Annotated in this window: 21 protein-coding genes and 1 pseudogene; 14 read left to right on the top strand and 8 right to left on the bottom strand. The window is 31.7% G+C overall.

The window, feature by feature from the left end; translation table 11 throughout:
• The first annotated feature begins 375 nt into the window (after positions 1 to 375).
• From NSS86_RS10480 to NSS86_RS10450, 7 genes are all read left to right on the top strand, one after another.
• Positions 376 to 1,173, top strand: coding sequence for an inositol monophosphatase (locus tag NSS86_RS10480; protein ID WP_000130454.1), 798 nt, complete (start codon positions 376 to 378; stop codon positions 1,171 to 1,173).
• A gap of 132 nt (positions 1,174 to 1,305) precedes the next feature.
• A complete protein-coding gene (locus NSS86_RS10475) occupies positions 1,306 to 2,253 on the top strand; it encodes an LCP family protein (RefSeq protein WP_000831055.1) in 948 nt (315 codons plus the stop codon).
• Between the two features lie 602 nt (positions 2,254 to 2,855).
• Positions 2,856 to 5,810 (top strand): formate dehydrogenase subunit alpha, encoded by a 2,955-nt coding sequence (gene fdhF / locus NSS86_RS10470; RefSeq protein WP_001155278.1) that lies wholly within the window; start codon positions 2,856 to 2,858, stop codon positions 5,808 to 5,810.
• Entirely contained in the window at positions 5,810 to 6,283 is a 474-nt protein-coding gene (locus NSS86_RS10465; protein ID WP_000840811.1) for a DUF1641 domain-containing protein, read from the top strand. The genes fdhF and NSS86_RS10465 overlap by 1 nt, the downstream gene beginning before the upstream one ends.
• Before the next feature lie 227 nt (positions 6,284 to 6,510).
• Complete coding sequence (locus NSS86_RS10460) at positions 6,511 to 6,744, top strand: hypothetical protein (RefSeq protein ID WP_000921246.1); 234 nt, start codon at positions 6,511 to 6,513, stop codon at positions 6,742 to 6,744.
• A gap of 21 nt (positions 6,745 to 6,765) precedes the next feature.
• On the top strand, positions 6,766 to 7,542 hold the full coding sequence (locus tag NSS86_RS10455) for an N-acetylglucosaminidase (RefSeq protein ID WP_000739224.1): 777 nt from the start codon (positions 6,766 to 6,768) through the stop codon (positions 7,540 to 7,542).
• A 310-nt stretch (positions 7,543 to 7,852) separates the two neighbouring features.
• Positions 7,853 to 8,977, top strand: coding sequence for an FAD-dependent monooxygenase (locus tag NSS86_RS10450; RefSeq protein WP_000684147.1), 1,125 nt, complete (start codon positions 7,853 to 7,855; stop codon positions 8,975 to 8,977).
• Positions 8,978 to 9,068: 91 nt separating this feature from the next.
• On the opposite strand, the gene NSS86_RS10445 is transcribed toward NSS86_RS10450, so the two are convergent.
• From NSS86_RS10445 to NSS86_RS10435, 3 genes are all read right to left on the bottom strand, one after another.
• Positions 9,069 to 10,022 (bottom strand): 2-hydroxyacid dehydrogenase family protein, encoded by a 954-nt coding sequence (locus tag NSS86_RS10445; protein WP_000417016.1) that lies wholly within the window; start codon positions 10,020 to 10,022, stop codon positions 9,069 to 9,071.
• Positions 10,023 to 10,382: 360 nt separating this feature from the next.
• Entirely contained in the window at positions 10,383 to 10,883 is a 501-nt protein-coding gene (locus NSS86_RS10440) for a CHAP domain-containing protein (RefSeq protein WP_000737705.1), read from the bottom strand.
• A gap of 236 nt (positions 10,884 to 11,119) precedes the next feature.
• On the bottom strand, positions 11,120 to 11,542 hold the full coding sequence (locus NSS86_RS10435; protein ID WP_000206114.1) for a DUF4870 domain-containing protein: 423 nt from the start codon (positions 11,540 to 11,542) through the stop codon (positions 11,120 to 11,122).
• Positions 11,543 to 11,789: 247 nt separating this feature from the next.
• Between NSS86_RS10435 and NSS86_RS10430 the strand changes: the two genes are divergently transcribed.
• The 3 genes from NSS86_RS10430 to NSS86_RS10420 all read left to right on the top strand — a co-directional run bounded on the left by NSS86_RS10430 (position 11,790) and on the right by NSS86_RS10420 (position 14,783).
• Complete coding sequence (locus NSS86_RS10430) at positions 11,790 to 12,872, top strand: NAD/NADP-dependent octopine/nopaline dehydrogenase family protein (protein ID WP_000684567.1); 1,083 nt, start codon at positions 11,790 to 11,792, stop codon at positions 12,870 to 12,872.
• A gap of 94 nt (positions 12,873 to 12,966) precedes the next feature.
• Positions 12,967 to 14,367, top strand: a complete 1,401-nt coding sequence (nhaC, locus tag NSS86_RS10425) for a Na+/H+ antiporter NhaC (protein WP_339302233.1) — start codon at positions 12,967 to 12,969, stop codon at positions 14,365 to 14,367.
• Positions 14,368 to 14,540: 173 nt separating this feature from the next.
• Entirely contained in the window at positions 14,541 to 14,783 is a 243-nt protein-coding gene (locus NSS86_RS10420; protein ID WP_031763848.1) for a hypothetical protein, read from the top strand.
• Between the two features lie 17 nt (positions 14,784 to 14,800).
• Here the strand turns inward: NSS86_RS10420 and NSS86_RS10415 are convergent, their stop codons facing one another.
• Positions 14,801 to 15,631 carry a CHAP domain-containing protein gene (locus NSS86_RS10415; protein WP_000717376.1) on the bottom strand — a complete coding sequence of 277 codons (831 nt, stop codon included), beginning with the start codon at positions 15,629 to 15,631 and terminating at the stop codon, positions 14,801 to 14,803.
• 609 nt (positions 15,632 to 16,240) lie between these two features.
• On the opposite strand from NSS86_RS10415, the pseudogene NSS86_RS10410 reads away from it, so the two are divergent.
• The 4 genes and pseudogenes from NSS86_RS10410 to sarR all read left to right on the top strand — a co-directional run bounded on the left by NSS86_RS10410 (position 16,241) and on the right by sarR (position 20,130).
• Positions 16,241 to 18,196, top strand: a pseudogene (locus NSS86_RS10410) (AraC family transcriptional regulator).
• A 25-nt stretch (positions 18,197 to 18,221) separates the two neighbouring features.
• On the top strand, positions 18,222 to 18,965 hold the full coding sequence (locus NSS86_RS10405; RefSeq protein WP_339302232.1) for a SarA family transcriptional regulator: 744 nt from the start codon (positions 18,222 to 18,224) through the stop codon (positions 18,963 to 18,965).
• Positions 18,966 to 19,028: 63 nt separating this feature from the next.
• Positions 19,029 to 19,355, top strand: coding sequence for a PH domain-containing protein (locus NSS86_RS10400; protein WP_000599589.1), 327 nt, complete (start codon positions 19,029 to 19,031; stop codon positions 19,353 to 19,355).
• Positions 19,356 to 19,782: 427 nt separating this feature from the next.
• On the top strand, positions 19,783 to 20,130 hold the full coding sequence (sarR, locus tag NSS86_RS10395) for an HTH-type transcriptional regulator SarR (RefSeq protein ID WP_000036076.1): 348 nt from the start codon (positions 19,783 to 19,785) through the stop codon (positions 20,128 to 20,130).
• A 188-nt stretch (positions 20,131 to 20,318) separates the two neighbouring features.
• Here the strand turns inward: sarR and NSS86_RS10390 are convergent, their stop codons facing one another.
• The 4 genes from NSS86_RS10390 to ureE are packed head-to-tail and all read right to left on the bottom strand — an operon-like array spanning position 20,319 to position 22,916.
• Entirely contained in the window at positions 20,319 to 21,155 is an 837-nt protein-coding gene (locus tag NSS86_RS10390) for an urease accessory protein UreD (RefSeq protein ID WP_000344352.1), read from the bottom strand.
• Positions 21,155 to 21,769, bottom strand: coding sequence for an urease accessory protein UreG (gene ureG / locus NSS86_RS10385; RefSeq protein ID WP_000002973.1), 615 nt, complete (start codon positions 21,767 to 21,769; stop codon positions 21,155 to 21,157). The genes NSS86_RS10390 and ureG overlap by 1 nt, the downstream gene beginning before the upstream one ends.
• A 12-nt stretch (positions 21,770 to 21,781) precedes the next feature.
• Positions 21,782 to 22,471 (bottom strand): urease accessory protein UreF, encoded by a 690-nt coding sequence (locus tag NSS86_RS10380; RefSeq protein ID WP_000565254.1) that lies wholly within the window; start codon positions 22,469 to 22,471, stop codon positions 21,782 to 21,784.
• Positions 22,464 to 22,916 carry an urease accessory protein UreE gene (gene ureE, locus NSS86_RS10375; protein WP_000634589.1) on the bottom strand — a complete coding sequence of 151 codons (453 nt, stop codon included), beginning with the start codon at positions 22,914 to 22,916 and terminating at the stop codon, positions 22,464 to 22,466. The genes NSS86_RS10380 and ureE overlap by 8 nt, the downstream gene beginning before the upstream one ends.
• Positions 22,917 to 22,919 lie beyond the last annotated feature (3 nt).

Here is a 22,919-nt window from a genome sequence, read left to right as displayed (position 1 = left end):
CTCCTAAAAGATGATATATTACACAAAGTATAACATAAGAGTGACAATGAGGACATTTTCAATATCTTTTAAAAAAAATCGTAAAAATTTTTTGGAAAACGCTTACATTTTAAAAAAGATTGTGCTATGATATTACTTGTAACAGGGGGAGCGATTAAACAAAGGGGTAGAGCTATATAACAGATAGCTTTTAATCGTTCAAGTTACATCACAACATCTTCAATATTTATTACTTACTTTCCTTTCTATTTGTCGGCTAGCACGTGACTAGCCGATTTTTTTATGCATAAAATGAAGAAGTCTTCAGTTGTATTGTTGATTCTTTTAATATAGGGTAATAATAAAATGATAATGATATGAGAAGTGGTGGACGAAATGACAGATAAAACATTACAGCAAATAGATAAGTTAATATGTTCGTGGTTGAAACAAATAGACAATGTTATTCCGCAATTAATTATGGAAATGACTACAGAAACTAAGCGTCATCGATTTGATTTAGTTACAAATGTAGATAAACAGATTCAACAACAATTCCAACAATTTTTAGCAACACATTTTCCGGAACACCAACTATTAGCGGAAGAAAAAAGTAATGAAATGATTACGAATGAAATTAATCATTTATGGATTATGGATCCCATTGATGGAACTGCCAATTTAGTAAAACAGCAAGAAGATTATTGTATTATATTGGCGTATTTTTATGAAGGTAAACCAATGTTATCGTACGTATATGATTATCCGCATAAAAAGCTTTATAAAGCAATACGAGGAGAAGGTGCTTTTTGTAATGGAATTAAGATGGAAGAACCACCATCGTTAAAATTGGAAGACGCTATTATATCGTTTAATGCACAAGTGATGAATCTAGATACGGTGCAAGATTTATTTGACGCCTCATTTAGTTATCGTTTAGTTGGTGCTTGCGGATTAGATTCTATGCGAGTGGCAAAAGGTCAATTTGGGGCACATATTAATACAAATCCTAAACCTTGGGACATTGCTGCACAGTTTTTATTTGCAGAACTATTGAATCTAAAAATGACGACTTTAGATGGTAAGGCAATTGATCATTTAAAGGGTGCACCTTTTATTATAAGTAATAAAGCATGTCATGAAACGGTACTTAAAATTTTAAATGCAAATGGTGGTTATCAAAAATACAGATAGATATTCTCTAGAGATAAAAAATGATAAAAAATAGTTATACGTCTACAGAAGTATAGTAAAAAAATTATTTTACTATATAATAAATAGAGAAAACAGACAAAGTATGTAAGGAATAGTAAAGGAGTGGTGGGATTGAAACGTTCGTCTAAAAGTAAAATGAGCCTACCGAAAAAAATATTTTTATGGGTATTCGGTATTTTAGTAATCTTAGCGATTGTAGCTGTTGTGTATGTAGCTGCTAAAATTTTTATTACTGGTAATAAGATACACAATCCGTTAGATCGCAATCATTCAGAATTAAGAGATAAAAAAGTGAGTTTAAACGATGGTGATCCATTCACAATCGCTTTATTTGGTGTCGATTCAGATGCTGATCGTAAGAAAAAGGGTGGCGGAGAGCGTAGTGATAGTATTATGATTTTATCTATCAACCCTAAAACGAAGAAAACTGAAATAGTAAGTATACCGCGTGATACAAGAGCGGAAATTGTTGGCCGTGGTACTACTGAAAAAATTGCACATGCCTATGCATATGGTGGACCAAATATGGCTGTTAAATCACTTGAAAAATTAATGAATGTGCCAATTGATCATTATGCGACAATCGATATGGATGGTTTGCATAATATGATAGATAGCATCGGCGGTGTTGATGTAGTAAGTAATGATACATTCACTGTTGATGGTGTTCGTTTTACAAAAGGACAGCAGACACATGTAAATGGTGATCAAGCATTGAAGTTTATTAGAAGTCGTAAAGAAGAAGGTGCTGGTGGTGACTTTGGTCGACAACAACGTCAGCAAATTGTGCTTGAAGCGATGGCCAATAAGATTGCAAGCCCATCATCGATTACACATTTTAATAGTCTAATGAATGAAATTCAAAATAATGTTAAAACAGATTTAACATTAGGTGATTTGAATACGATTAGAAGCAATTATAAAGATGCTAATGACACGATTAATAAACATCAATTGAGTGGTCAAGGCGGCATTCAAAGTGACGGATTGTACTACTTCATTCCTAGTGAGCAGTCAAAAGCTGAAAGTACTAAGTTATTAAAAGATAATCTAGAGTAGTAAACTAAGGGAAAATAAGTTATCAAAATTGTACACAAATTAATTAGATAGAATGATCTGTAAATAGAATAACGAATAGAACTAATAGCCCGTAAATAGAAGGTGATAACACTTTGTATTTATGGGCTATTTTATTTAATGCCTGATTTGATTTTTATAAATTAATCCATTACAAATTTAATTTAAAGATAAATATTACCTTCTAAATGGTAGTAGATATTTATCAAACTTGGGTTATTAATTTTCAGAAAAAGGGTATTTATAAATAGTATAACGATTTTTAGGTGAGGTGATTATTAAGTATTGTCATTAATAAGGTTGTGAAAGATATGACTGAAAAGCGTGAAACAGATAATTGGAAAACTAATAATGATAATTATTTTCAATTAAACAAAAAGATGATTTAATTTCGCGCAAAATATTTCAAATAAAAATGATTGTAAAAAGGCAAAATACAAAATTTCACTTAACAACTAGTACATAAAGTAATACAATTAAATTAATTCTATCTGAAAGATGTGTGGGGCATCGTTATTTTAGGTGGATATGAGCAATTTATTAAAAGTCATTTACGGAAAATATATATAGACGGGGTGAGTAATATGCAAGAACATTTGGTGGTTACACTTGATGGAAAAGATTATCTTGTAGAACCAGGTACGAATTTACTTGAATTTATTAAATCACAAGATACTTTTGTACCTTCAATTTGTTATAACGAGTCGATGGGACCAATTCAAACATGTGATACATGTACTGTTGAGATTGACGGTAAAATTGAACGTTCATGTAGTACGGTGATTGATCGTCCAATGACTGTAAATACTGTGAACAATGATGTGAAAGATGCTCAAAAAGAAGCGCTTGATCGAATTTTAGAAAAGCATATGCTGTATTGTACAGTATGTGATTATAATAATGGTGATTGTGAAATTCATAATACGATGGATGCATGGGGGCTTCAGCATCAAACGTATGAATATAAAGAGAAGCCATATGAAAAGGATTATGGCCCATTTTATCGTTATGATCCAAATCAATGTATCTTATGTGGGCGTTGTGTAGAAGCATGTCAAGATATCGAAGTGAATGAAACTATTAGAATTGATTGGGATCGTGAACATCCACGTGTTATTTGGGATAATGATGTACCAATTAATGAATCGTCATGTGTATCTTGTGGTCAATGCGCAACTGTATGTCCATGTAATGCCATGATGGAAGTGAATATGGAAGGTAATGCGGGTTATATGACTGATACGGAACCTGGTTCATTAGCAGCAATGATTGATTTAACTAAAAAAGCAGAACCTGGTTATGGTCCACTATTTGCAATCTCAGATTCAGAAGCAGAAATGCGTAAAGAGCGTATTAAGAAAACTAAAACAGTGTGTACTTATTGTGGTGTGGGTTGTTCATTTGAAGTTTGGACTAAAGATAGAGAAATTTTAAAAGTACAACCATCACATGATTCTCCAGCAAATAAAATTGCGACTTGTGTTAAAGGTAAGTTTTCATGGGGACATATTAATTCAGATCAACGCTTAACTAAACCACTAGTAAGGAAAAATGGTGAGTTCCATGAAGTAGAATGGGATGAAGCTTTAAATGTCATTGCAGATAATTTTACATCTATTAAAGAAAAGTATGGCCCAGATGCACTATCATTCATTTCTTCTTCTAAAGCGACGAATGAAGAATCGTATTTAATGCAAAAATTAGCAAGACAAGTTATTGGCACAAATAACGTTGATAACTGTTCAAGATATTGCCAAGCACCTGCAACAAAAGGCTTATTTAGAACGGTTGGACACGGCGGTGACTCAGGTAGTATTGAAGATTTAGAAAAAGCGGCAATGTCTGTATTGATAGGTACCAATACAGCCGAAGCTCATCCAGTTATCGCATCACGCATGAAACGTGCTCAAAAATTATTTGGACAAAAAATACATGTATTTGATATTAGAAAACATGAAATGGCAGAACGTGCGGATCGTTTTTATCAACCTAAACCAGGTACGGATTTAGCGTGGTTAAGTGCAGTGACTAAGTATATTATTGATCATGATTTACACGATAAAGCATTTATTGATGAGTGGGTAGATGATTTTGATGAATATTACAAATCATTAGAAACATTTACAATGGCTTTTGCTGAAGAAGCAACAGGTATTCCTGAATCAGAATTGATTAAATTTGCTGAAGAATGTGCTAAAGCTGAATCTGTTGTAATTTGTTGGGCAATGGGTATTACACAACAAGACATTGGTAGTGACTCAAGTACAGCGATTTCAAACTTATTATTAGTAACAGGTAATTATCGTCGTCCTGGTACTGGTGCGTATCCATTACGTGGACATAATAATGTTCAAGGATGTAGTGATATGGGAAGTATGCCTGATAAGATTACTGGTTATCAAAGTATTGAAGCGGATGATATTCGCGCTAAATTTGAAAAAGAATATGGCGTTAAATTGAATCCAAAAGCTGGTAAAGATAATCATGAAATGGTAGAAGGTATACATGACGGAGAAGTACACTCATTGTACTTATATGGTGAAGATACGGGTATTGTGGATTCAAATATTAATTTTGTACAAGCTGCGTTTGAAAAATTAGATTTCATGGTAGTCCAAGATGAATTTTTAACATTCACAGCAACATACGCAGATGTTGTATTGCCAGCAAGTCCTTCACTTGAAAAAGACGGTACTTTTACAAATACCGAACGTCGTATTCAACGTTTATACCAAGCATTAGAACCTCTTGGTGATTCAAAACCTGACTGGAAAATTTTCCAAGCAATTGCTAATAGATTAGGATTTGATTGGAATTACAAGCATCCTAGTGAAATTATGGATGAAGTAGCACGCTTAACACCTCTATATGCTGGGGTAAGTTATGATCGTTTAGAAGGATTCAATAGTTTACAATGGCCAGTACAACCTGATGGTACTGATGAGCCTATTCTATACTTAGAAGGATTCAATTTTGATAATGGTAAAGCAAAATTATTCCCATTATCATTTGATAATTACTTTAAGCAAGATGAAATTTATGATATTCATGTAAACAATGGTCGATTGTTAGAGCACTTCCATGAAGGTAATATGACTTATCAAACACCAATGATTAAATACAAAGTGCCACGTGCATTTGTTGAAATTTCTCCAGAGCTTGCTGAAGATAGAGGCATTCATGAAGGTGCAGAAGTTAAGCTGATTTCTGAAACAGGAGAAGCGGTATTACAAGTTCACGTGACAGATCGTGTTAAAGGTAAAGAAATCTATATTCCATTAAATAATGATGCGATGGAAAATGGAGATCTAGGTGCAATTAACTTATTAACTAATAGTGATGTTGATCAATACACGGATACACCATCTTATAAACGTACTAGCTGTCGTTTGGAGGTAATTACGAAACGTGGTAAGTCACCGTTGAACCCTAATAATTTCCGTGTCAATAAAAAACGTCATCCGCAGTACAGTGTTCAAGTACAGAAAAAATGGGAACGTTCAGATTATGTTTTCCCGGGAAATCAGGTGGATAAATAATGGCTGAGAGAATATCTTCTAAAATTAGACGCTTAGAAAAATCAGAAGAACAAATTAAGTTAGAAAGTTTAAATGAAGTTACAGAGGCAATTGCAGCGAATAAAGATAGTATATTAAAAGCAATCAAGCTTATTAAAACATTAGATGATGCAAAACTATTAGATGCTTTAAATGGTGCAATTCGAGGACGTCAAGTCATCATAAATAAATTTGCAGTTGAACTTAATAAAGATATTTATACAGGGCTATTATCTAATATGGCTTCAATGGTATTTTTATTAGGTGAACTCAATGTATCAGATTTAAGCGACTTCCTAAATAAAGTTAATAAAGGATTACACGTTGCCAATCAAGCGAGTCCAAATGCTAAGACAACTATAAGAAGTCTATTGGGCGTATTGAAAGATGACGACATGAACCGTAGTTTAACATACATGCTTAATATGCTAAAAGGTATGTCTCGAGAAGAATAACATTACAATGAAAAAGTGTTTCTACATGCAAGCAGTGTAGGAGCACTTTTTTTAATTTTTGTAAAAATTAAAAAGGGTGTTTTTGATGGAATAAATGAATAATATTGAAAAACAAAAAAATCACGTGCTATTGTGAATCAATCATCGACAGGCCTATGAAACATCATGTATTATTATGATTATGTAAGTTATTTAAATAAAAAGGGTGAGTGCATATTAATTCGAGAATGTTAAAAACGTCAGCTGTAATTTCTAATACATTATTAGTCATAGGTTTAGTCTGTCTATTTATGATGAAATTAGTGTTAGCTATTACTTTTTTTGCTGTTTCATTATCAATTAGTCTAGTTGTCTTTAATATGATGTTCAGAGATAGAACAACGATGAAAGTAATCGTTAACGCTTCTTTTTTAATCGTAATATTAGCGATTGTAGTGGCATATTTTTTATTGTCTAAGTAAGAAAAATGAGGTTTTGTCTATATGAAGAAGAATTTCAAGTTACGCATTTCAACGCTACTATTGATAGTTATTTTAGTTGTTTTTGCTGTATTACTCATCGTGAATGAAACTAAATTGTTTAAAAATGATGTGAATTACTCTTTTGATGAGGCTGTTTCAATGCAACAAGGGAAAGGTATTGTACAGACAAAAGAAGAGGATGGTAAATTTGTTGAAGCAAATAATAATGAAATTGCTAAAGCAATGACTATTTCACATAAAGACAATGATATGAAGTATATGGATATCACAGAAAAAGTGCCAATGTCGGAATCTGAAGTTAACCAATTGCTAAAAGGTAAGGGGATTTTAGAAAATCGAGGGAAAGTTTTTCTAGAAGCTCAAGAAAAATATGAGGTTAATGTCATTTATCTTGTTAGCCATGCATTAGTAGAAACAGGTAACGGCAAATCAGAATTAGCAAAAGGCATTAAAGATGGGAAAAAACGCTATTACAACTTTTTTGGTATAGGAGCATTCGATAGTAGTGCTGTTCGTAGTGGGAAAAGTTATGCTGAAAAGGAACAATGGACATCACCAGATAAGGCGATTATTGGTGGTGCAAAGTTCATTCGTAATGAATATTTTGAAAACAATCAACTGAATTTATATCAAATGCGATGGAATCCAGAAAATCCTGCGCAACATCAATATGCGAGTGACATTCGATGGGCAGATAAAATTGCCAAATTAATGGATAAATCCTATAAGCAGTTTGGTATAAAGAAAGATGATATTAGACAAACATATTATAAATAAGACATCGGTGCTTAAAGGAGCTGGAACAATTTATTGTTTCGAGCTCCTTTAGCGCATTCTGAGTGTGTTAGTTAAATGGATTTTAACCTAACAAAAAACGCTATATAGCATCAAATATGCTATATCCCACATCATTGTTACAAATGTACATGATGTAAATGAATATTGCTGTCTAAATGTGCATGTAATGTACAATGGTGCAGATAATACACTTAAGTCCTTAAAAATGAAACGTTAGTTCCAAGAGTCATTTTTAAACAATAGTGCATGTGATAAAATAGAAAAGAATGAAAAATATAGAGGTGACAATATGAAGATAGCAATTATAGGTGCAGGCATCGGTGGATTAACAGCTGCTGCATTATTACAAGAACAAGGTCATACTATTAAAGTCTTTGAAAAAAATGAGTCAGTTAAAGAAATTGGCGCTGGGATTGGTATCGGAGATAATGTGCTTAAAAAACTAGGTAATCATGACTTAGCTAAAGGTATTAAAAATGCTGGGCAAATCTTATCTACAATGACAGTGTTAGATGACAAAGATCGCCTGTTAACTACTGTTAAATTAAAAAGTAATACATTGAATGTGACGTTACCACGCCAAACATTAATTGACATTATTAAATCTTATGTAAAAGATGATGTAATATTTACAAATCATGAAGTCACGCATATAGATAATGAGACAGATAAAGTTACCATACATTTCGCGGAACAAGAGAGTGAAGCATTTGATTTATGTATTGGTGCTGATGGAATTCATTCTAAAGTGAGACAATCTGTAAATGCTGACAGTAAAGTATTATATCAAGGGTATACATGCTTTAGAGGTTTAATTGATGATATTGATTTAAAGCATCCGGATTGTGCAAAAGAATACTGGGGAAGAAAAGGAAGAGTAGGTATTGTTCCGTTATTAAATAATCAAGCATATTGGTTCATTACAATTAACTCGAAGGAAAACAATCATAAATATAGTTCGTTTGGTAAACCTCATTTGCAAGCATACTTTAATCACTATCCAAATGAAGTTAGAGAGATCTTGGACAAACAAAGTGAAACAGGTATCTTATTGCATAATATTTATGATTTGAAACCACTCAAATCTTTTGTTTATGGTCGTACTATTTTACTAGGAGATGCAGCACATGCGACAACGCCTAATATGGGGCAAGGTGCTGGACAAGCAATGGAAGATGCTATCGTATTAGTAAATTGTTTTAACGCATACGACTTTGAAAAAGCATTACAGCGTTATGATAAAATACGTGTCAAACATACTGCAAAAGTAATTAAGCGTTCTAGAAAAATCGGTAAAATTGCCCAATATCGTAGTCGTTTATTTGTTGCAGTTAGAAATCGTATTATGAAAATGATGCCAAATGCATTAGCAGCTGGACAAACTAAATTCTTATATAAATCGAAAGAGAAATAATACAACAATATGAAAACCCCCGTATGTTGAAACGAGAGCTCAACATATGGGGGTTCTTGTTTTTATAATGTTATTATAATAAATTCAATTATTAGTTAACGACAAATTGTGGTTTCTCACCTTGAACGGCACTAATTGCAGCATTAGCAACAATTTTAGACATCATGTCACGTGCTTCAAATGTAGCATTACCAATATGCGGTGTTAATACTACATTATTAAGTGATTTTAAGTCATCGGTAATATCTGGTTCAAATTCATATACATCAAGTGCAGCACCTTCAATTTCATTATCTTTCAATGCTTGCACTAGTGCTTGTTCGTGCACGATTGGACCACGAGAGGCATTGATTAAATACGCCGTAGATTTCATCATTTTAAATTGTTCTGTATCAATTAAATGATGCATTTTAGGATTATAAGCAGCGTTGATAGTGATAAAATCTGCATTCTTTAATAGTGTATCTAAATCTACATATTTTGCACCGATTTCTCGTTCTTTTTCTTCTTTGCGATTAGGTCCAGTGTATAGCACATCCATGTCAAATGCTCTTGCACGACGAGCTACTGCACTACCAATTTCACCTAAACCGATAATGCCGATTGTTTTCCCAGATACTTCTCTACCTCTGAAAAATAAAGGTGCCCATCCGTCAAATCCAGTTGTACGTGATAATTGGTCCCCTTCAACAATACGACGAGCTACTGCAAGTACTAATCCAATTGTTAAATCAGCAGTCGCGTTTGTTGATGCTTTAGGTGTGTTTGTAACATCTATACTTTTTTCTCGGGCATACTCGATATCAATATTATTAAAACCAGCGCCATAGTTGGCAATGATTTTTAAGTCTTTACCAGCATCGATAACATCTTTATCAACGTTTGTAGATAATAAACTAATTAAGGCAGTCGCGTTTTTAACACCTTTAATTAAAGTGTCTTTATCGACTAATCCTTTACCTTCATACATTTCAACTTCAAAATGTTCTTGTAAAAGTTTTAACCCTACTTCTGGTATTGCACCAGCAACATAAACTTTTTCCATAAAAGATCACTCCTTTTATCTTAGTATAGTAGAAGATTAGACAGTATACAACTATGTCATGATGTCTTGTGTATCAATGATGTAAGCGCGTACTTTTGATGGAGGTGATATAACTTAGGCACTGTAGAACTATGAATTTTGTAATGTGGAAAAACTGGATCAATTAAATTAGATAACGTAGTTTTAAAGTTAATAGTATTAGAAAAAATTAATATTATAAATATGGGGGAAATATAAATAAGTAGGTGGCAACGAAAAATAGCAAAAAAAGAGCTTCTCCTATAAAGGAAAGCTCAAAGTTTTTTGATGACATATGTACTAGAATTAAGTTTCAAGACAATATGTATCATCGTGTTTATATTAAATATGGATGTAGTTGTAGTTACCTGCTTCACTTGCAGAAATAGTTCTAGAACTTACTGAGAAAGGTCCGCCACTATAATTCATTTCTGAAATTGTAACTGAACCATCACTGTTTACACTTTCTACATATGCAACGTGACCAAATGGTCCTTCAGAAGATTGTAGGATAGCGCCTTTAGAAGGTGTATGATTTACTGTGAATCCAGCACCTTGTGCAGCAGCAGCCCAATTATTAGCATTTCCCCAAGTAGAACCGATTTCTCCGCCTACTTTATCATATACATACCAAGTACATTGTCCTGCAGTGTATAAGTTACCAGAATGTGAAATTGATGATGTAGTTGTCGTAGTTGTTGTAGTCGTTGTAGTTTGAGTCGTGTTGTAGTTATAGTTGTTGTAATTTGTATAATTTTCAGCAGCATCTGCATGATGTGCTTGACCTACTAATGCTGTACCGATTCCTGCTGTTAACGTAGTTGCTGTTACTAATTTTTTCATGAATAAAGTCCTCCAAAGTTCTATATCTTTTTTTATAAATAAAACGTAGCGACTGTTTTATTCTCACATCTCGAATTGATGACAATAGTTACTTTAACAAAATTAATGCTTCTTGTGGGGAATGTTATTGATTTGTAAAAGAATAAAAAAACTTTGACTAATTTTGTAATAAAAATTAGTCAAAGTTACAATGAGATTAACAGATAATTAATAGGAAATATTTATTTGTAATATGTTTAAATAAATCGAATTGTTAAAGGTATTACATATTCTTGGCCATTATAATATTTGACACACGCAATAATTGTGAATACAAAAGATAATATTGAGAAAGCGAATATGGATAAAATACCGATAAATGTAATGATGAAACCTATAATGATAATGAAACTAATATCGGTAGCAATTAGGAAAACGCCTATTAAAGTGATAACGACTAAAACGATAGACCAAATAATATAAGAAATCGTATAGTTAAGATAATTTTTTCCAGCACGATCAACTAGTTTCGATTCATCTTTTTTCAATAACCATATTATCAGTGGACCAATAATAGATGTGAATAAACTTAATAAATAGATAAGCATCGCCATAATGTTCTCATCATTGGATTTGCGATTCGGTTGATGATTTGTTACGTCGTTCATTTCAGTTGTCATATTAGACACTCCTTTGAAAATTGTAATATTATCTTTAACTATAACAAAATATAATCAAAAATAAACATGTTTATTAAACAATTATTAAAAATAAAAATAATTGGTGGACGTCGGCGTTTAAATAGGTTAATTTAAGGTTATATATACTTAACATTTATAATGATGCGTAATTAATTCGCATCATTTTTATATTGTCTTACGTATAATTTGTTTTTAATTTTAACCAAAGATAGAAAGAGGGTTGTTTATGAAAATAGCAATTGTAGGATCAGGAAATGGCGCAGTTACGGCAGCAGTAGATATGGTGAGCAAAGGCCACGATGTTAAATTATATTGTCGTAATCAATCTATAAGTAAGTTTCAAAACGCAATCGAAAAGGGCGGATTTGATTTTAATAATGAAGGTGATGAACGTTTCGTAAAATTCACTGATATTAGTGATGATATGGAATATGTTTTAAAAGATGCTGAAATTGTTCAAGTGATTATTCCATCTTCATACATAGAGTATTATGCTGATGTAATGGCAGAGCATGTAACTGATAATCAGTTGATATTCTTCAACATGGCTGCAGCAATGGGGTCAATTCGTTTTATGAATGTTTTAGAAGATAGACATATTGAAACAAAACCACAACTAGCGGAAGCTAATACGTTGACGTATGGTACGCGTGTCGATTTTGAAAATGCAGCAGTTGATTTATCTCTAAATGTACGTCGTATCTTCTTTTCAACATATGATAGAAGCTGTCTAAATGATTGTTATGACAAAGTTTCAAGTATTTATGATCATTTAGTAAAAGAGGAAAGCTTAATTAAAACAAATCTTGAAAATGGTAATCCTGAAGTGCATCCAGGACCAACATTATTGAATGTCGGTCGCATTGATTATGCTGGCGAGTTCGCTTTATATAAAGAAGGAATTACTAAACATACAGTTAGATTACTTCATGCAATCGAATTAGAACGTTTAAATTTAGGCCGTAGATTAGGTTTTGAATTATCAACAGCTAAAGAATCACGTATTGAACGTGGTTATTTAGAACGTGATAAAGAAGATGAACCATTAAATCGTTTGTTTAATACAAGCCCAGTATTTTCACAAATTCCAGGACCAAATCATGTAGAAAGCAGATATTTAACTGAAGATATTGCATATGGTTTAGTACTATGGTCAAGCTTAGGTCGTGTTATTGATGTACCGACACCAAATATAGATGCAGTAATTGTAATTGCATCAACCATTTTAGAGAGAGACTTCTTTGAGGAAGGCTTAACAGTTGAAGAAATTGGTTTAGATAAGCTTGATTTAGAAAAATATTTAAAATAAATGATGGCTTGAAGATAGAAAAGGATATAGCATTATGCAAAAGCAATAAATTGAAGAAAAGAGGTTTCTCATCAATAAGCGAAGGGGACGATAGATGATGAAAAGAAAACCAACCTTTTTAGAATCAATTTCGACAATGATTGTAATGGTTATTGTTGTTGTAACAGGCTTTGTGTTTTTTGATATTCCAATTCAAGTATTATTAATTATTGCCTCAGCATATGCCACATGGATTGCAAAACGTGTAGGCTTAACATGGCAAGATTTAGAAAAAGGCATTGCAGAACGTTTAAATACTGCAATGCCTGCAATTTTAATTATACTAGCGGTAGGAATTATAGTAGGCAGTTGGATATTTTCTGGCACAGTGCCAGCCTTGATTTATTATGGCTTAGATTTATTGAATCCAAGCTATTTTTTAATATCAGCCTTTTTTATAAGTGCTGTTACATCTGTAGCAACTGGTACAGCATGGGGCTCTGCATCAACTGCAGGGATTGCACTTATTTCTATTGGTAATCAATTGGGGATTCCTCCAGGGATGGCAGCGGGTGCTATTATAGCAGGGGCTGTGTTTGGCGATAAAATGTCACCATTATCAGATACAACTAATTTAGCGGCACTTGTTACTAAAGTTAATATATTTAAACATATACATTCGATGATGTGGACGACGATACCTGCATCAATCATAGGTTTATTAGTATGGTTTATTGCTGGATTTCAATTTAAAGGGCATTCAAATGATAAACAGATTCAAACTTTGTTATCAGAGCTTGCACAGATTTATCAAATTAACATATGGGTCTGGGTTCCCTTAATTGTGATCATTGTTTGTTTGCTATTTAAAATGGCTACAGTGCCAGCTATGGTAATATCAAGCTTTTCTGCCATTATAGTGGGGACTTTTAATCATCATTTCAAAATGACAGATGGTTTCAAAGCAACATTTAGTGGTTTTAACGACTCAATGATACATCAGTCTCATATTTCATCCAGTGTGAAAAGCTTGTTAGAACAGGGTGGTATGATGAGTATGACCCAAATATTAGTAACGATATTTTGCGGATATGCATTTGCAGGTATTGTAGAAAAAGCAGGATGTTTAGAAGTCTTATTAACTACTATTTCTAAAGGCATCCATTCTGTAGGAAGTTTAATATGTATTACTGTTATTTGTTGTATTGCGCTTGTATTCGCTGCAGGTGTTGCTTCGATTGTAATTATTATGGTCGGTGTGTTAATGAAAGATTTGTTCGAAAAATACCAAGTCTCTCGTTCCGTTTTATCAAGAACACTTGAAGACTCAAGTACGATGGTCTTACCTTTAATACCATGGGGAACATCAGGTATTTACTATACGAATCAACTTCATGTCTCTGTTGGAGAATTTTTCATGTGGACAGTACCATGTTATTTATGCGCAATTATAGCAATTATCTATGGTTTTACAGGGATAGGTATTAAAAAGTCATCGAATTCACGTTTAACTTAATGTGAGCGTGGAATATATATAATATGTTGAAACACTTTAATCATTTATAATTGTAGCGGTTATAATTTGAAAAGGTTTTAACTTAGAATAAATATCCTCTATACATATACTGAATATGTTTTGTAGCGGAACATGTTGATATATGTAATGTAAGTTTTATGTCATGATTTGTAATGACTAAATTAATTGAGAATTTGAAGGCAAGTATATTTGTAAGTACTTTAACTAAAAATTTATCAATGTATAGCCGATTTGACATGCCTAAATTTGGGTGTGTCAATGGCTGTATGTTGTTTATTCTTTATTACAGAGTGAATCGGATTGGTGAAAATCGAAATTTTGAGATTTTTACCAATTCGATTTTTTTCATAGAAATTAAAAAAGCCAACAAGGCTTTTGAAACCTTGTTGGCGTAAAACATAGCCATCACTAATTAGTGAATGAAGTTATAACCAGCAGCTTGGCTAGCTGAGATTGTACGTGAAGTTACAACACCTGGGCCATAACCATAGTTCATTTCTGAAACTCTTACTGAACCATTGCTGTTAACACTTTCAACGTATGCAACGTGACCGTATGCACCTTGAGTTGTTTGCATAATTGCACCAGCTTTTGGTGTATTGTTCACTGTGTAACCAGCTCTTGCAGCTGCGTTAGCCCAGTTACTTGCATTGCCCCAAGTTGAACCGATTTTACCACCTACACGATCAAATACGTAGTATGTACATTGACCAGAAGTGTATAAGTTACGTCCTGAAGTATAACCACTTGAGATTGAACGGCCATTTGATGATGGAGCCATAGTTGTAGTTACTTGAACATTGTTGCTTGAAGTGCTGTAGCTTGCACCTAAACCACCAGTACGGTAGCTGTTTGTGTTGTAACTATTATAGTTATTGTAGTTATATGATTGATTATTATTTGAGTAGTTGTTGTAACGGCTGTAATTATTGTAGCTATAACCATTGTTGTAATTATTGTAGCTATAACCATTGTTGTAATTGTTGTAGTTATTGTAGCCATTGTAGTAGTAATAGCTGTAGTAGCCATTATCTTGGTTTAATTGACTTGGATGCCAGTTACCTTTCCATGTGTAATGGTAGTTACCTTGTGCATCAATAGTGTAAGTATAGCTATATGATGTTGGGTCGTTTGGATTATAACCGTAGTTATCTTGCTCAGAAGCATGAGCTTGATTTCCTGATGCAATTGCGATTGTAGCGAATCCTGCAGTTGCGATAGTAGCTGTAGCGATTTTCTTCATTTTAAAAATATCCTCCTAAAAATTTTAAATCTAAAATATTTTCGTAATGTCCGTGTGACAAAATTAATGTTATAAGTTATCTCTCGTAATTAAACGACAAGAAAGACTATAACAGAAATTAGCGTCCTTGTGTGCTTTGTTAACGTTTTGTAATTTTTTGCTAATATCTTGACACAATAGAATTTTAAAAGTATAGAAATTTGCATTTTGCAAAACTTATAACTACGGCATTCTTTGTGAAAACTGAATGTTTCGAAAATAAGTCTGTTACAAATTTGTAATATTACTGAAAATTCTAAATGTATATTTTGTGCATAATATAGGACTTTTAATCAGAAAATGCATAAAAATTCGACACGAACGATCAAGTTTCTATGATTATGAAAGCTTTGGTATTTGGATGAAAATGTATATTTAATGGATAAAATATCCTAATTTAGCATAAAAAAATGTTTTAATAAAAGTATTATTTGATATAATCGACTTATGTTTTGTTACTGCTAAAAAACATGTGGCGATATAATTGGTAGTGAATATTAGATGTTGACAATTGATTTGAGAAAGACAAACAGGAGTAAATCAATATATTTGTATATGTGAGGATGTAAGATGACAGATAATTATTCACTACATATTTATAAAAGTATGAAAATGAGTAGTGTGAAGGAAGCGAACTTAAAAATTATATATTGGCTACAAGGTACAGGTGTAGTTTCAATCAATCTACAACAATATGATGTAAAAAGAAATGATGTCACCGTTATTATGTTGAATGATTTGTATCAAATTGATGGTCATGATGATAGTGTATGTTGTGTTGTTGAAGTAAGTGCAAAGACATTTTTGAAGTTTATGAATGCAAACTATATGATGCGTGGCAAGATATTAACAAATGAGGTTGCTAGCACTTTTAGAATCTTGATTAAGTATTTAATCTACAGCAAAATTAAACAACAGTCTTATAATGCTAATGATAAGATTATTAATTACATGTGTGTTGAATTAATGTCATTAAATACATACGATGGTAGTCGTCATTTAGTAGCCGAAGAAGTGCACGATTATTTAACAAACAACCACCATAAAAAGATAAATAGGAAAGATGTCATTAATCAAGTTAGTATTACAAACAAAGCTTTAAGTGACATGTTTAAAGCGACACCTTATAGTAATTTTATTCAATATTTAAATCATATTAGACTGGAGCATTGCTTAATTGATATTTTAACTTCTAAGAAGCCTATTGAAGAAATCGCAAGTAGTCATGGTTTTAATCATTAATCTCGTTTTATACACCTCTTTAAAGAAACGTATGGTAACACTCCTAAATTAATTAGAAAAAGATATAGTCCAACATCTCATTCAATTAACCATTCCCAATTAGTTGAAATTGATAAAAATATAATTGAATTATTTGATAATACTAATCAAAGTTCTTCAAGTATGCGCGAGATTGATATACCTTTTGAACCTACAAAAAGGAGTCAAATGTATCAACCTAAAAACATTTATATTAAAGGAAGTAATTTTTATTGGATGGATTATTATACTATTAAACAAATCATTCAAAGATTAGGTGTTAATCTTGAAAACTTGCATATAATTGTTACAATCGACACAAGCAATGAGCTATCGATTGAACAAATCACTTTATTACTTCAAAAGATAGTGAATTACAATGTAAATGTAGTATTTCGTATTAAACATGAATATAAGGAATTGTTAACGAGTACTGAAAGAGGCAAGATAGAAAAGCTAGTAGCCACAATTTTTAATATGACATTTGAGAGTAATAGATGTAAGATTGCATTTTTAATTAACGACTTAAATACTACTGCAATTCAAAAACTGAAACGCTTAATAGATAATTATATAGGAGTATTTGAATTAATATATCATCTGGAACCAAAAGAGTTGAATACGCACTATGATAAAGAAATTGATCATCTAATAGACTATTTTATCTTACCGCTAAGACAAATAGAACAGGTGTCTATTGCATGTTCTAAAATTATATGTGATGTAGATTTGATTAATGAGAATAATGACTTAAAAGAAAAAATCACAATGTCTGATTTTAATAAGGTTACTGAACTTTTGACAAATTATACAAAATTTCGAGGACTTATTATGCACATGTCAATTATAAGTGAAGCTAGCAAAGAAATAAATTTGACTAGATTATCAATATTCATTTTTATCATAAATATACTTAATCAATTACGAGGGATTGTTATTTATCAAAATGACACGATGATTGTAACGAAGTTCAAACATGAAGTACAATGTGTCATTTGTTTGCCAGCCGCATTGTTAAATGAGAATTCAGACGCTATACGTTTATCGTGTAAGGGTCTTCAACAATTTAGCCATGCTAAAACTAAACAAATTGTTTTAAGTATAGATAAAGATAATCATACTTCCGAAAATGGTGTACTTGTGAATGATATTATGCAACAACACAGTTATTGGAAAGCTAATTTTATAGAAAGAAATATTTATGATCATTCATTAATGGTCTCAAGCAATAGTATTGTTCATTTGAAATATCATCTTGAGATATAGGCATGGTTTAAGAGAGGTTTTAAAGATGTCTAAATTTAAAGTTAAGCGTTTAACTGCACACATACTAATGTTGAAAGTCATTAATGATATGTTGAAATATTCATTTCATCTCACTTTGACTCAAGTGAAACTATTAAATCTATTAGTTAAATATGATAATTCTGATTCCAATAGCGCTTCAATAGATAGGTTATTAAAAATGAAAGAAATCCAATCTAAGATGGCACTTCTTCAAATGTTAAGTTATTTAAACAATCATCAATGGCTATTGAAAGGAAGAGATCAAAGGGATCAACGTAAATTGACTATTTCGATTAATAAAATGCATATAGATAAAATAGAATATATGAATAATGAGCTTAGTGACTATATTGAACGTTACTTTGGTCAATATACATTTGATTTTAGTTGTGACTATGTATCGTATTTATTGTCGTCACAAGAATTATTTCGAAATCTAAAGTGTTATTTAAATATGTGTCAATTAACATTAGAAGAGTTATACGTTTTAGGAATATTAAATCTGCATAAAGGTCAATTGACGGTTAAAGAATTACAGGGTGAATTCCATCACCCGATATTTGCGGTTAGCCCGATTTTAAAGTGTTTAATTTTGAAGGGATTAGTTAAAAAAGAGAGATGTGAATTAGATGAAAGACGTGTTAATGTAACAATCAAGCGAGAAAAGTTTTCTAAAGTCACTATGCTTATTCAAGCATGTTATAATTATCTTGAAAAGGGAATACAAGTTAAGCTTAATAATAAATAGTTAATCACTTGTATTTCATATACCTATGAAGAATAGTTTATAGTTTTAAGTGGGAGGGATATTATGATTTTAGATAATGTGAATCCGAATGATTTATTTCCAACTGAAAAAAAGGGTCCGTCAGTGCTAGGAATAATTGAGTATCAAGTTCAAGGTGAGAATGAATTTGAAGGGGCATTTATAGCAACAAATGAAAGATTAATTATGAATGTAGATATGAATGGCCAATTTTATTATAGAAGTATTAGTTATAATGAAATAGAGAAGATAGATTATGATGGTCAAACTATAATGTTCAAATTTAATATTGGTAATGTCCCAATGCATGATATTAAAAGTGATAACGTTGAAATGTTTGTTGAATATGTAAAACAACATATGATAGTATAATGTCAATGTATGTAGGTTGATAAGAAGAGTTTGAATGATAACTCATTGCATTTAAAGATAAATGGCATGCGTTATGATTTAAAGCTCTTCTTTTTTTATATTTTATAAATTTTGTGAGCAAGCCATCCAATTAATATAAAAAATATCAAATCAAACACGTTGATATAGATTAAAATTTTAAAAGTTTACATATCAGTTAAGATACAAAATATTCAGACTAATAATTTTCAATTTGGCAAAATATCTTAAACATCAAATTATTATAAGAAATAAATGTATTTAACCATATTCTAGTAATAAAAATATTGAATTTTTATACTTATTTGTTTAGAATGAACTTTATAACATAGTTGGATAGAGTTTCGATTTAATAAATTACATGTGAACCTTGCTACAACAAGATGTGCATCAGAGGAGTGGTTTAATAATGAGTAAAATTAATGACATTAATGATTTAGTCAACGCAACATTTCAAGTTAAGAAGTTTTTCAGAGATACAAAAAAGAAGTTCAATTTGAACTATGAAGAAATTTATATTTTAAATCATATTTTAAGAAGTGAGTCTAACGAAATCTCATCTAAAGAGATTGCTAAGTGCTCAGAGTTCAAACCTTACTATTTAACTAAAGCTTTACAAAAGCTAAAAGATTTAAAATTGTTATCAAAGAAAAGAAGTTTACAAGACGAAAGAACAGTTATTGTTTATGTTACAGATACACAAAAAGCAAATATTCAAAAACTGATTTCAGAATTAGAAGAATACATTAAAAATTAAATCAAGGTTAATTGCGTTTAATAACATTGAACGATAACAATTTATTAAAACGAAGTTATTTATTCAGCATTGGGACATAAAATTAACTTAAAATTTAAATATTGAAGATGCTTTAATTAAAGTTAAAGACTAGCCATACCTTATTTCAGCTTATTAAGCTTGAAACAAGGTACACTAGTCTTTTTATTTTAATATTTTCTTAGAAAATCAAGTTTACGATCATAAATATTTTCTGCGATATAGCTTTGGATGGTTCCAAGTATTTTCTCTATAATTTGTGTGCGATAAGCAAAAATTCTAACTGCAAAGCCATGTGTAGGCAATTGAGAAATAGCAACACGACAATCGAATGTATTGCTATAAGAACTAATGGTTTCATAAACTGAATCGATTAGTTTTTGGTTAACATCTTCATGTATGAAGTAAGCAGAGCCATAATGAGAGTAATGTTCCATATAACCTATTTCATTGATCGATTGTTTATTAGGATTCAATAATAAATTATCATATGTGACTAACTCATCTTCAATATAAATTTCATTTATTAAATGCATATATTGATACTTGAAGGCTTCGCCAGTTTTTGAATAACCAGGAGTTAAAATATCAGTATAAAATAATGAACTAGAATTATTGAGATTGAACGTATTGTGTTGATAAAATTTAGCATTTTCATATGCGATGATTGGATCAGCGACATATTCTAAATATGCGTTATCTTTTAAATTAAAAGTTTGATACTGCTCAACATGATTGGAAGGTGTCTTGTATATTTTTGTTGCACCTTGAGATGTCAATGTCACTTTAGCGTTATCTTCGACATTCACATTCATACGGTAACGATCTCCATCTAAATAGCCACCACCTACATTTACTATATAAAATGTAGGAATGGTAGATTGATTTAGATAAACTGGACGTATCACTTTAAGTGCTTTTTCAAAGAAAATATCTCTTGATACTGATCGATTGCCATCGAAAAACACTGTTAAATCAAGTTGCCCAGTCCATTGTTGTTCATCCATTATGATAATCCTTTGAGTAAAGTGTCGCGTTCAATCCAATCGATAACTTCATCCAAACCTTCGTCGGTTTTTAAGTTAGTAAAAGTAAATGGACGTTTACCACGAAATACTTTAGTATCTTCAGCCATTTGTTCTAATGATGCACCTACATAGGGAGCTAAATCAGTTTTGTTAATTACAAAGAAATCTGACTTAATCATACCTTGACCACCTTTACGTGGAATCTTTTCACCTTGAGCAACATCGATAATATATATTGAAAAGTCAACAAGTTCTGGGCTAAATGTTGCTGCTAAGTTATCGCCACCAGATTCTATGAAAATTAGTTCTATATCGTCATGACGTTCTAATAATTCGTCTATTGCTGCAAAGTTCATAGATGCATCTTCACGAATCGCAGTATGAGGACATCCACCAGTTTCAACACCAATGATACGACTTTCAGGTAGAACTCCTGAATTTACTAATATCTTTTCGTCTTCTTTTGTATATATATCATTTGTAATAACGCCGATACTCATTTCTTTTGAAAGACGTTTTACAACTTTTTCAATTAATTGTGTTTTACCTGCACCTACAGGACCACCAATACCAATTTTAATCGGATTTGCCACAATTATAACCTCCTATGATATGAAAATTCTAACATTGACGTTCTCATGCGCCATTTGATTTAGTTCTAAACCAGGCGCTGTCATGCCAAAATCTGCTTCTTTTAATTCGAAAATCTGCTTTCTTGTTTCTTCTATATAAGGAATCATGTGAGTAACTATCTTTTGACCAGCAGTTTGTCCAAGTGGAATAGCACGAACAGCATTTTGAGTTAAACTTGAAACATTTTGATATAAATAGTAATCAATAATCGTTTCAATATCTACACCTAAATGATGGCCTAGCATAGTAAAACAAATAGCTGGATTTAACTTTGCTTTCTTATCTTGCATTTGTTGATGATACCAAGCAATCCATGGGCTATTATAAAGTTCTAAAGCCAATTTAACCATGCGAGTCCCCATTTGTTTTGCACCAACACGTGTTTCTTTAGGTAAGTTTTGAACAAACATCAGTTTATCTATGTGTAATACTTTTTGTGTATCATCATTTTCCAATGCATCATAAACTAAACGCATGGCTAAACCATCAGAATAGGTAAGTTGCTCTTGTAAAAACATTTTTAACCAAGCAATAAAAGTATGATCGTCATGAATTATATTTCGTTGAATATATGTTTCAAGACCAAATGAATGACTGAAAGCACCTGTTGGAAACTGTGAATCACAGAACTGAAATAATCTTAAGTGTGTATGATCAATCATGAGAATGCCCTATATGTCTGAAAGCCTTATTAACTTTACGGTCTTCTCGAACATATGGGATGCCTAAACTTTTTAATAAATCTTCAACTAAATAATCATATTGTACTAGCATTTCAGTCTCTGTAAATTGTGCTGGCAAATGACGATTTCCTAATTGATGGGCTATATCTCCCATTTCTTGCAATGTTCTTGGTTGAATCACTAAAAGATCTTCTGAATTAACATCCACAATAATCATATTATGGTCATCTGCGTATAAAATATCTCCATATTGTAAGTCAATAGGTTGTTTTAAACGAATGCCTATTTCAGTGCCATGGTCTGTAACGACTCTTTGAATACGTTTAACAAGATCTGAATTTTCAAGGTATACTTTTTCGACGTGCTTTTGTTTTTCTGAATTTGACAAATTGGCAATATTGCCTTGGATTTCTTCAACAATCATTCT

Origin of the sequence: Staphylococcus sp. FSL W8-0056 (assembly GCF_037963075.1) — a bacterium.
GTDB classification, from domain to species: domain Bacteria; phylum Bacillota; class Bacilli; order Staphylococcales; family Staphylococcaceae; genus Staphylococcus; species Staphylococcus aureus.
Note: the sequence above shows the minus strand (reverse complement) of the source record. Positions and strands in the feature narration are given on the sequence as shown.

What these genes read in the sequence shown, in the direction of transcription:
- fdhF (WP_001155278.1), top strand. Translation starts at nt 2,856, where the DNA reads ATGCAAGAACATTTGGTGGTTACACTTGATGGAAAAGATTATCTTGTA.
- NSS86_RS10450 (WP_000684147.1), top strand. Translation starts at nt 7,853, where the DNA reads ATGAAGATAGCAATTATAGGTGCAGGCATCGGTGGATTAACAGCTGCT.
- sarR (WP_000036076.1), top strand. Translation starts at nt 19,783, where the DNA reads ATGAGTAAAATTAATGACATTAATGATTTAGTCAACGCAACATTTCAA.
- NSS86_RS10430 (WP_000684567.1), top strand. Translation starts at nt 11,790, where the DNA reads ATGAAAATAGCAATTGTAGGATCAGGAAATGGCGCAGTTACGGCAGCA.
- NSS86_RS10445 (WP_000417016.1), bottom strand. Translation starts at nt 10,022, where the DNA reads ATGGAAAAAGTTTATGTTGCTGGTGCAATACCAGAAGTAGGGTTAAAA.
- NSS86_RS10390 (WP_000344352.1), bottom strand. Translation starts at nt 21,155, where the DNA reads ATGGATGAACAACAATGGACTGGGCAACTTGATTTAACAGTGTTTTTC.
- NSS86_RS10435 (WP_000206114.1), bottom strand. Translation starts at nt 11,542, where the DNA reads ATGACAACTGAAATGAACGACGTAACAAATCATCAACCGAATCGCAAA.
- nhaC (WP_339302233.1), top strand. Translation starts at nt 12,967, where the DNA reads ATGATGAAAAGAAAACCAACCTTTTTAGAATCAATTTCGACAATGATT.
- NSS86_RS10440 (WP_000737705.1), bottom strand. Translation starts at nt 10,883, where the DNA reads ATGAAAAAATTAGTAACAGCAACTACGTTAACAGCAGGAATCGGTACA.
- NSS86_RS10415 (WP_000717376.1), bottom strand. Translation starts at nt 15,631, where the DNA reads ATGAAGAAAATCGCTACAGCTACTATCGCAACTGCAGGATTCGCTACA.
- ureE (WP_000634589.1), bottom strand. Translation starts at nt 22,916, where the DNA reads ATGATTGTTGAAGAAATCCAAGGCAATATTGCCAATTTGTCAAATTCA.
- NSS86_RS10420 (WP_031763848.1), top strand. Translation starts at nt 14,541, where the DNA reads ATGACTAAATTAATTGAGAATTTGAAGGCAAGTATATTTGTAAGTACT.
- NSS86_RS10465 (WP_000840811.1), top strand. Translation starts at nt 5,810, where the DNA reads ATGGCTGAGAGAATATCTTCTAAAATTAGACGCTTAGAAAAATCAGAA.
- NSS86_RS10405 (WP_339302232.1), top strand. Translation starts at nt 18,222, where the DNA reads ATGTCTAAATTTAAAGTTAAGCGTTTAACTGCACACATACTAATGTTG.
- NSS86_RS10400 (WP_000599589.1), top strand. Translation starts at nt 19,029, where the DNA reads ATGATTTTAGATAATGTGAATCCGAATGATTTATTTCCAACTGAAAAA.
- NSS86_RS10455 (WP_000739224.1), top strand. Translation starts at nt 6,766, where the DNA reads ATGAAGAAGAATTTCAAGTTACGCATTTCAACGCTACTATTGATAGTT.
- NSS86_RS10380 (WP_000565254.1), bottom strand. Translation starts at nt 22,471, where the DNA reads ATGATTGATCATACACACTTAAGATTATTTCAGTTCTGTGATTCACAG.
- NSS86_RS10460 (WP_000921246.1), top strand. Translation starts at nt 6,511, where the DNA reads ATGTTAAAAACGTCAGCTGTAATTTCTAATACATTATTAGTCATAGGT.
- NSS86_RS10480 (WP_000130454.1), top strand. Translation starts at nt 376, where the DNA reads ATGACAGATAAAACATTACAGCAAATAGATAAGTTAATATGTTCGTGG.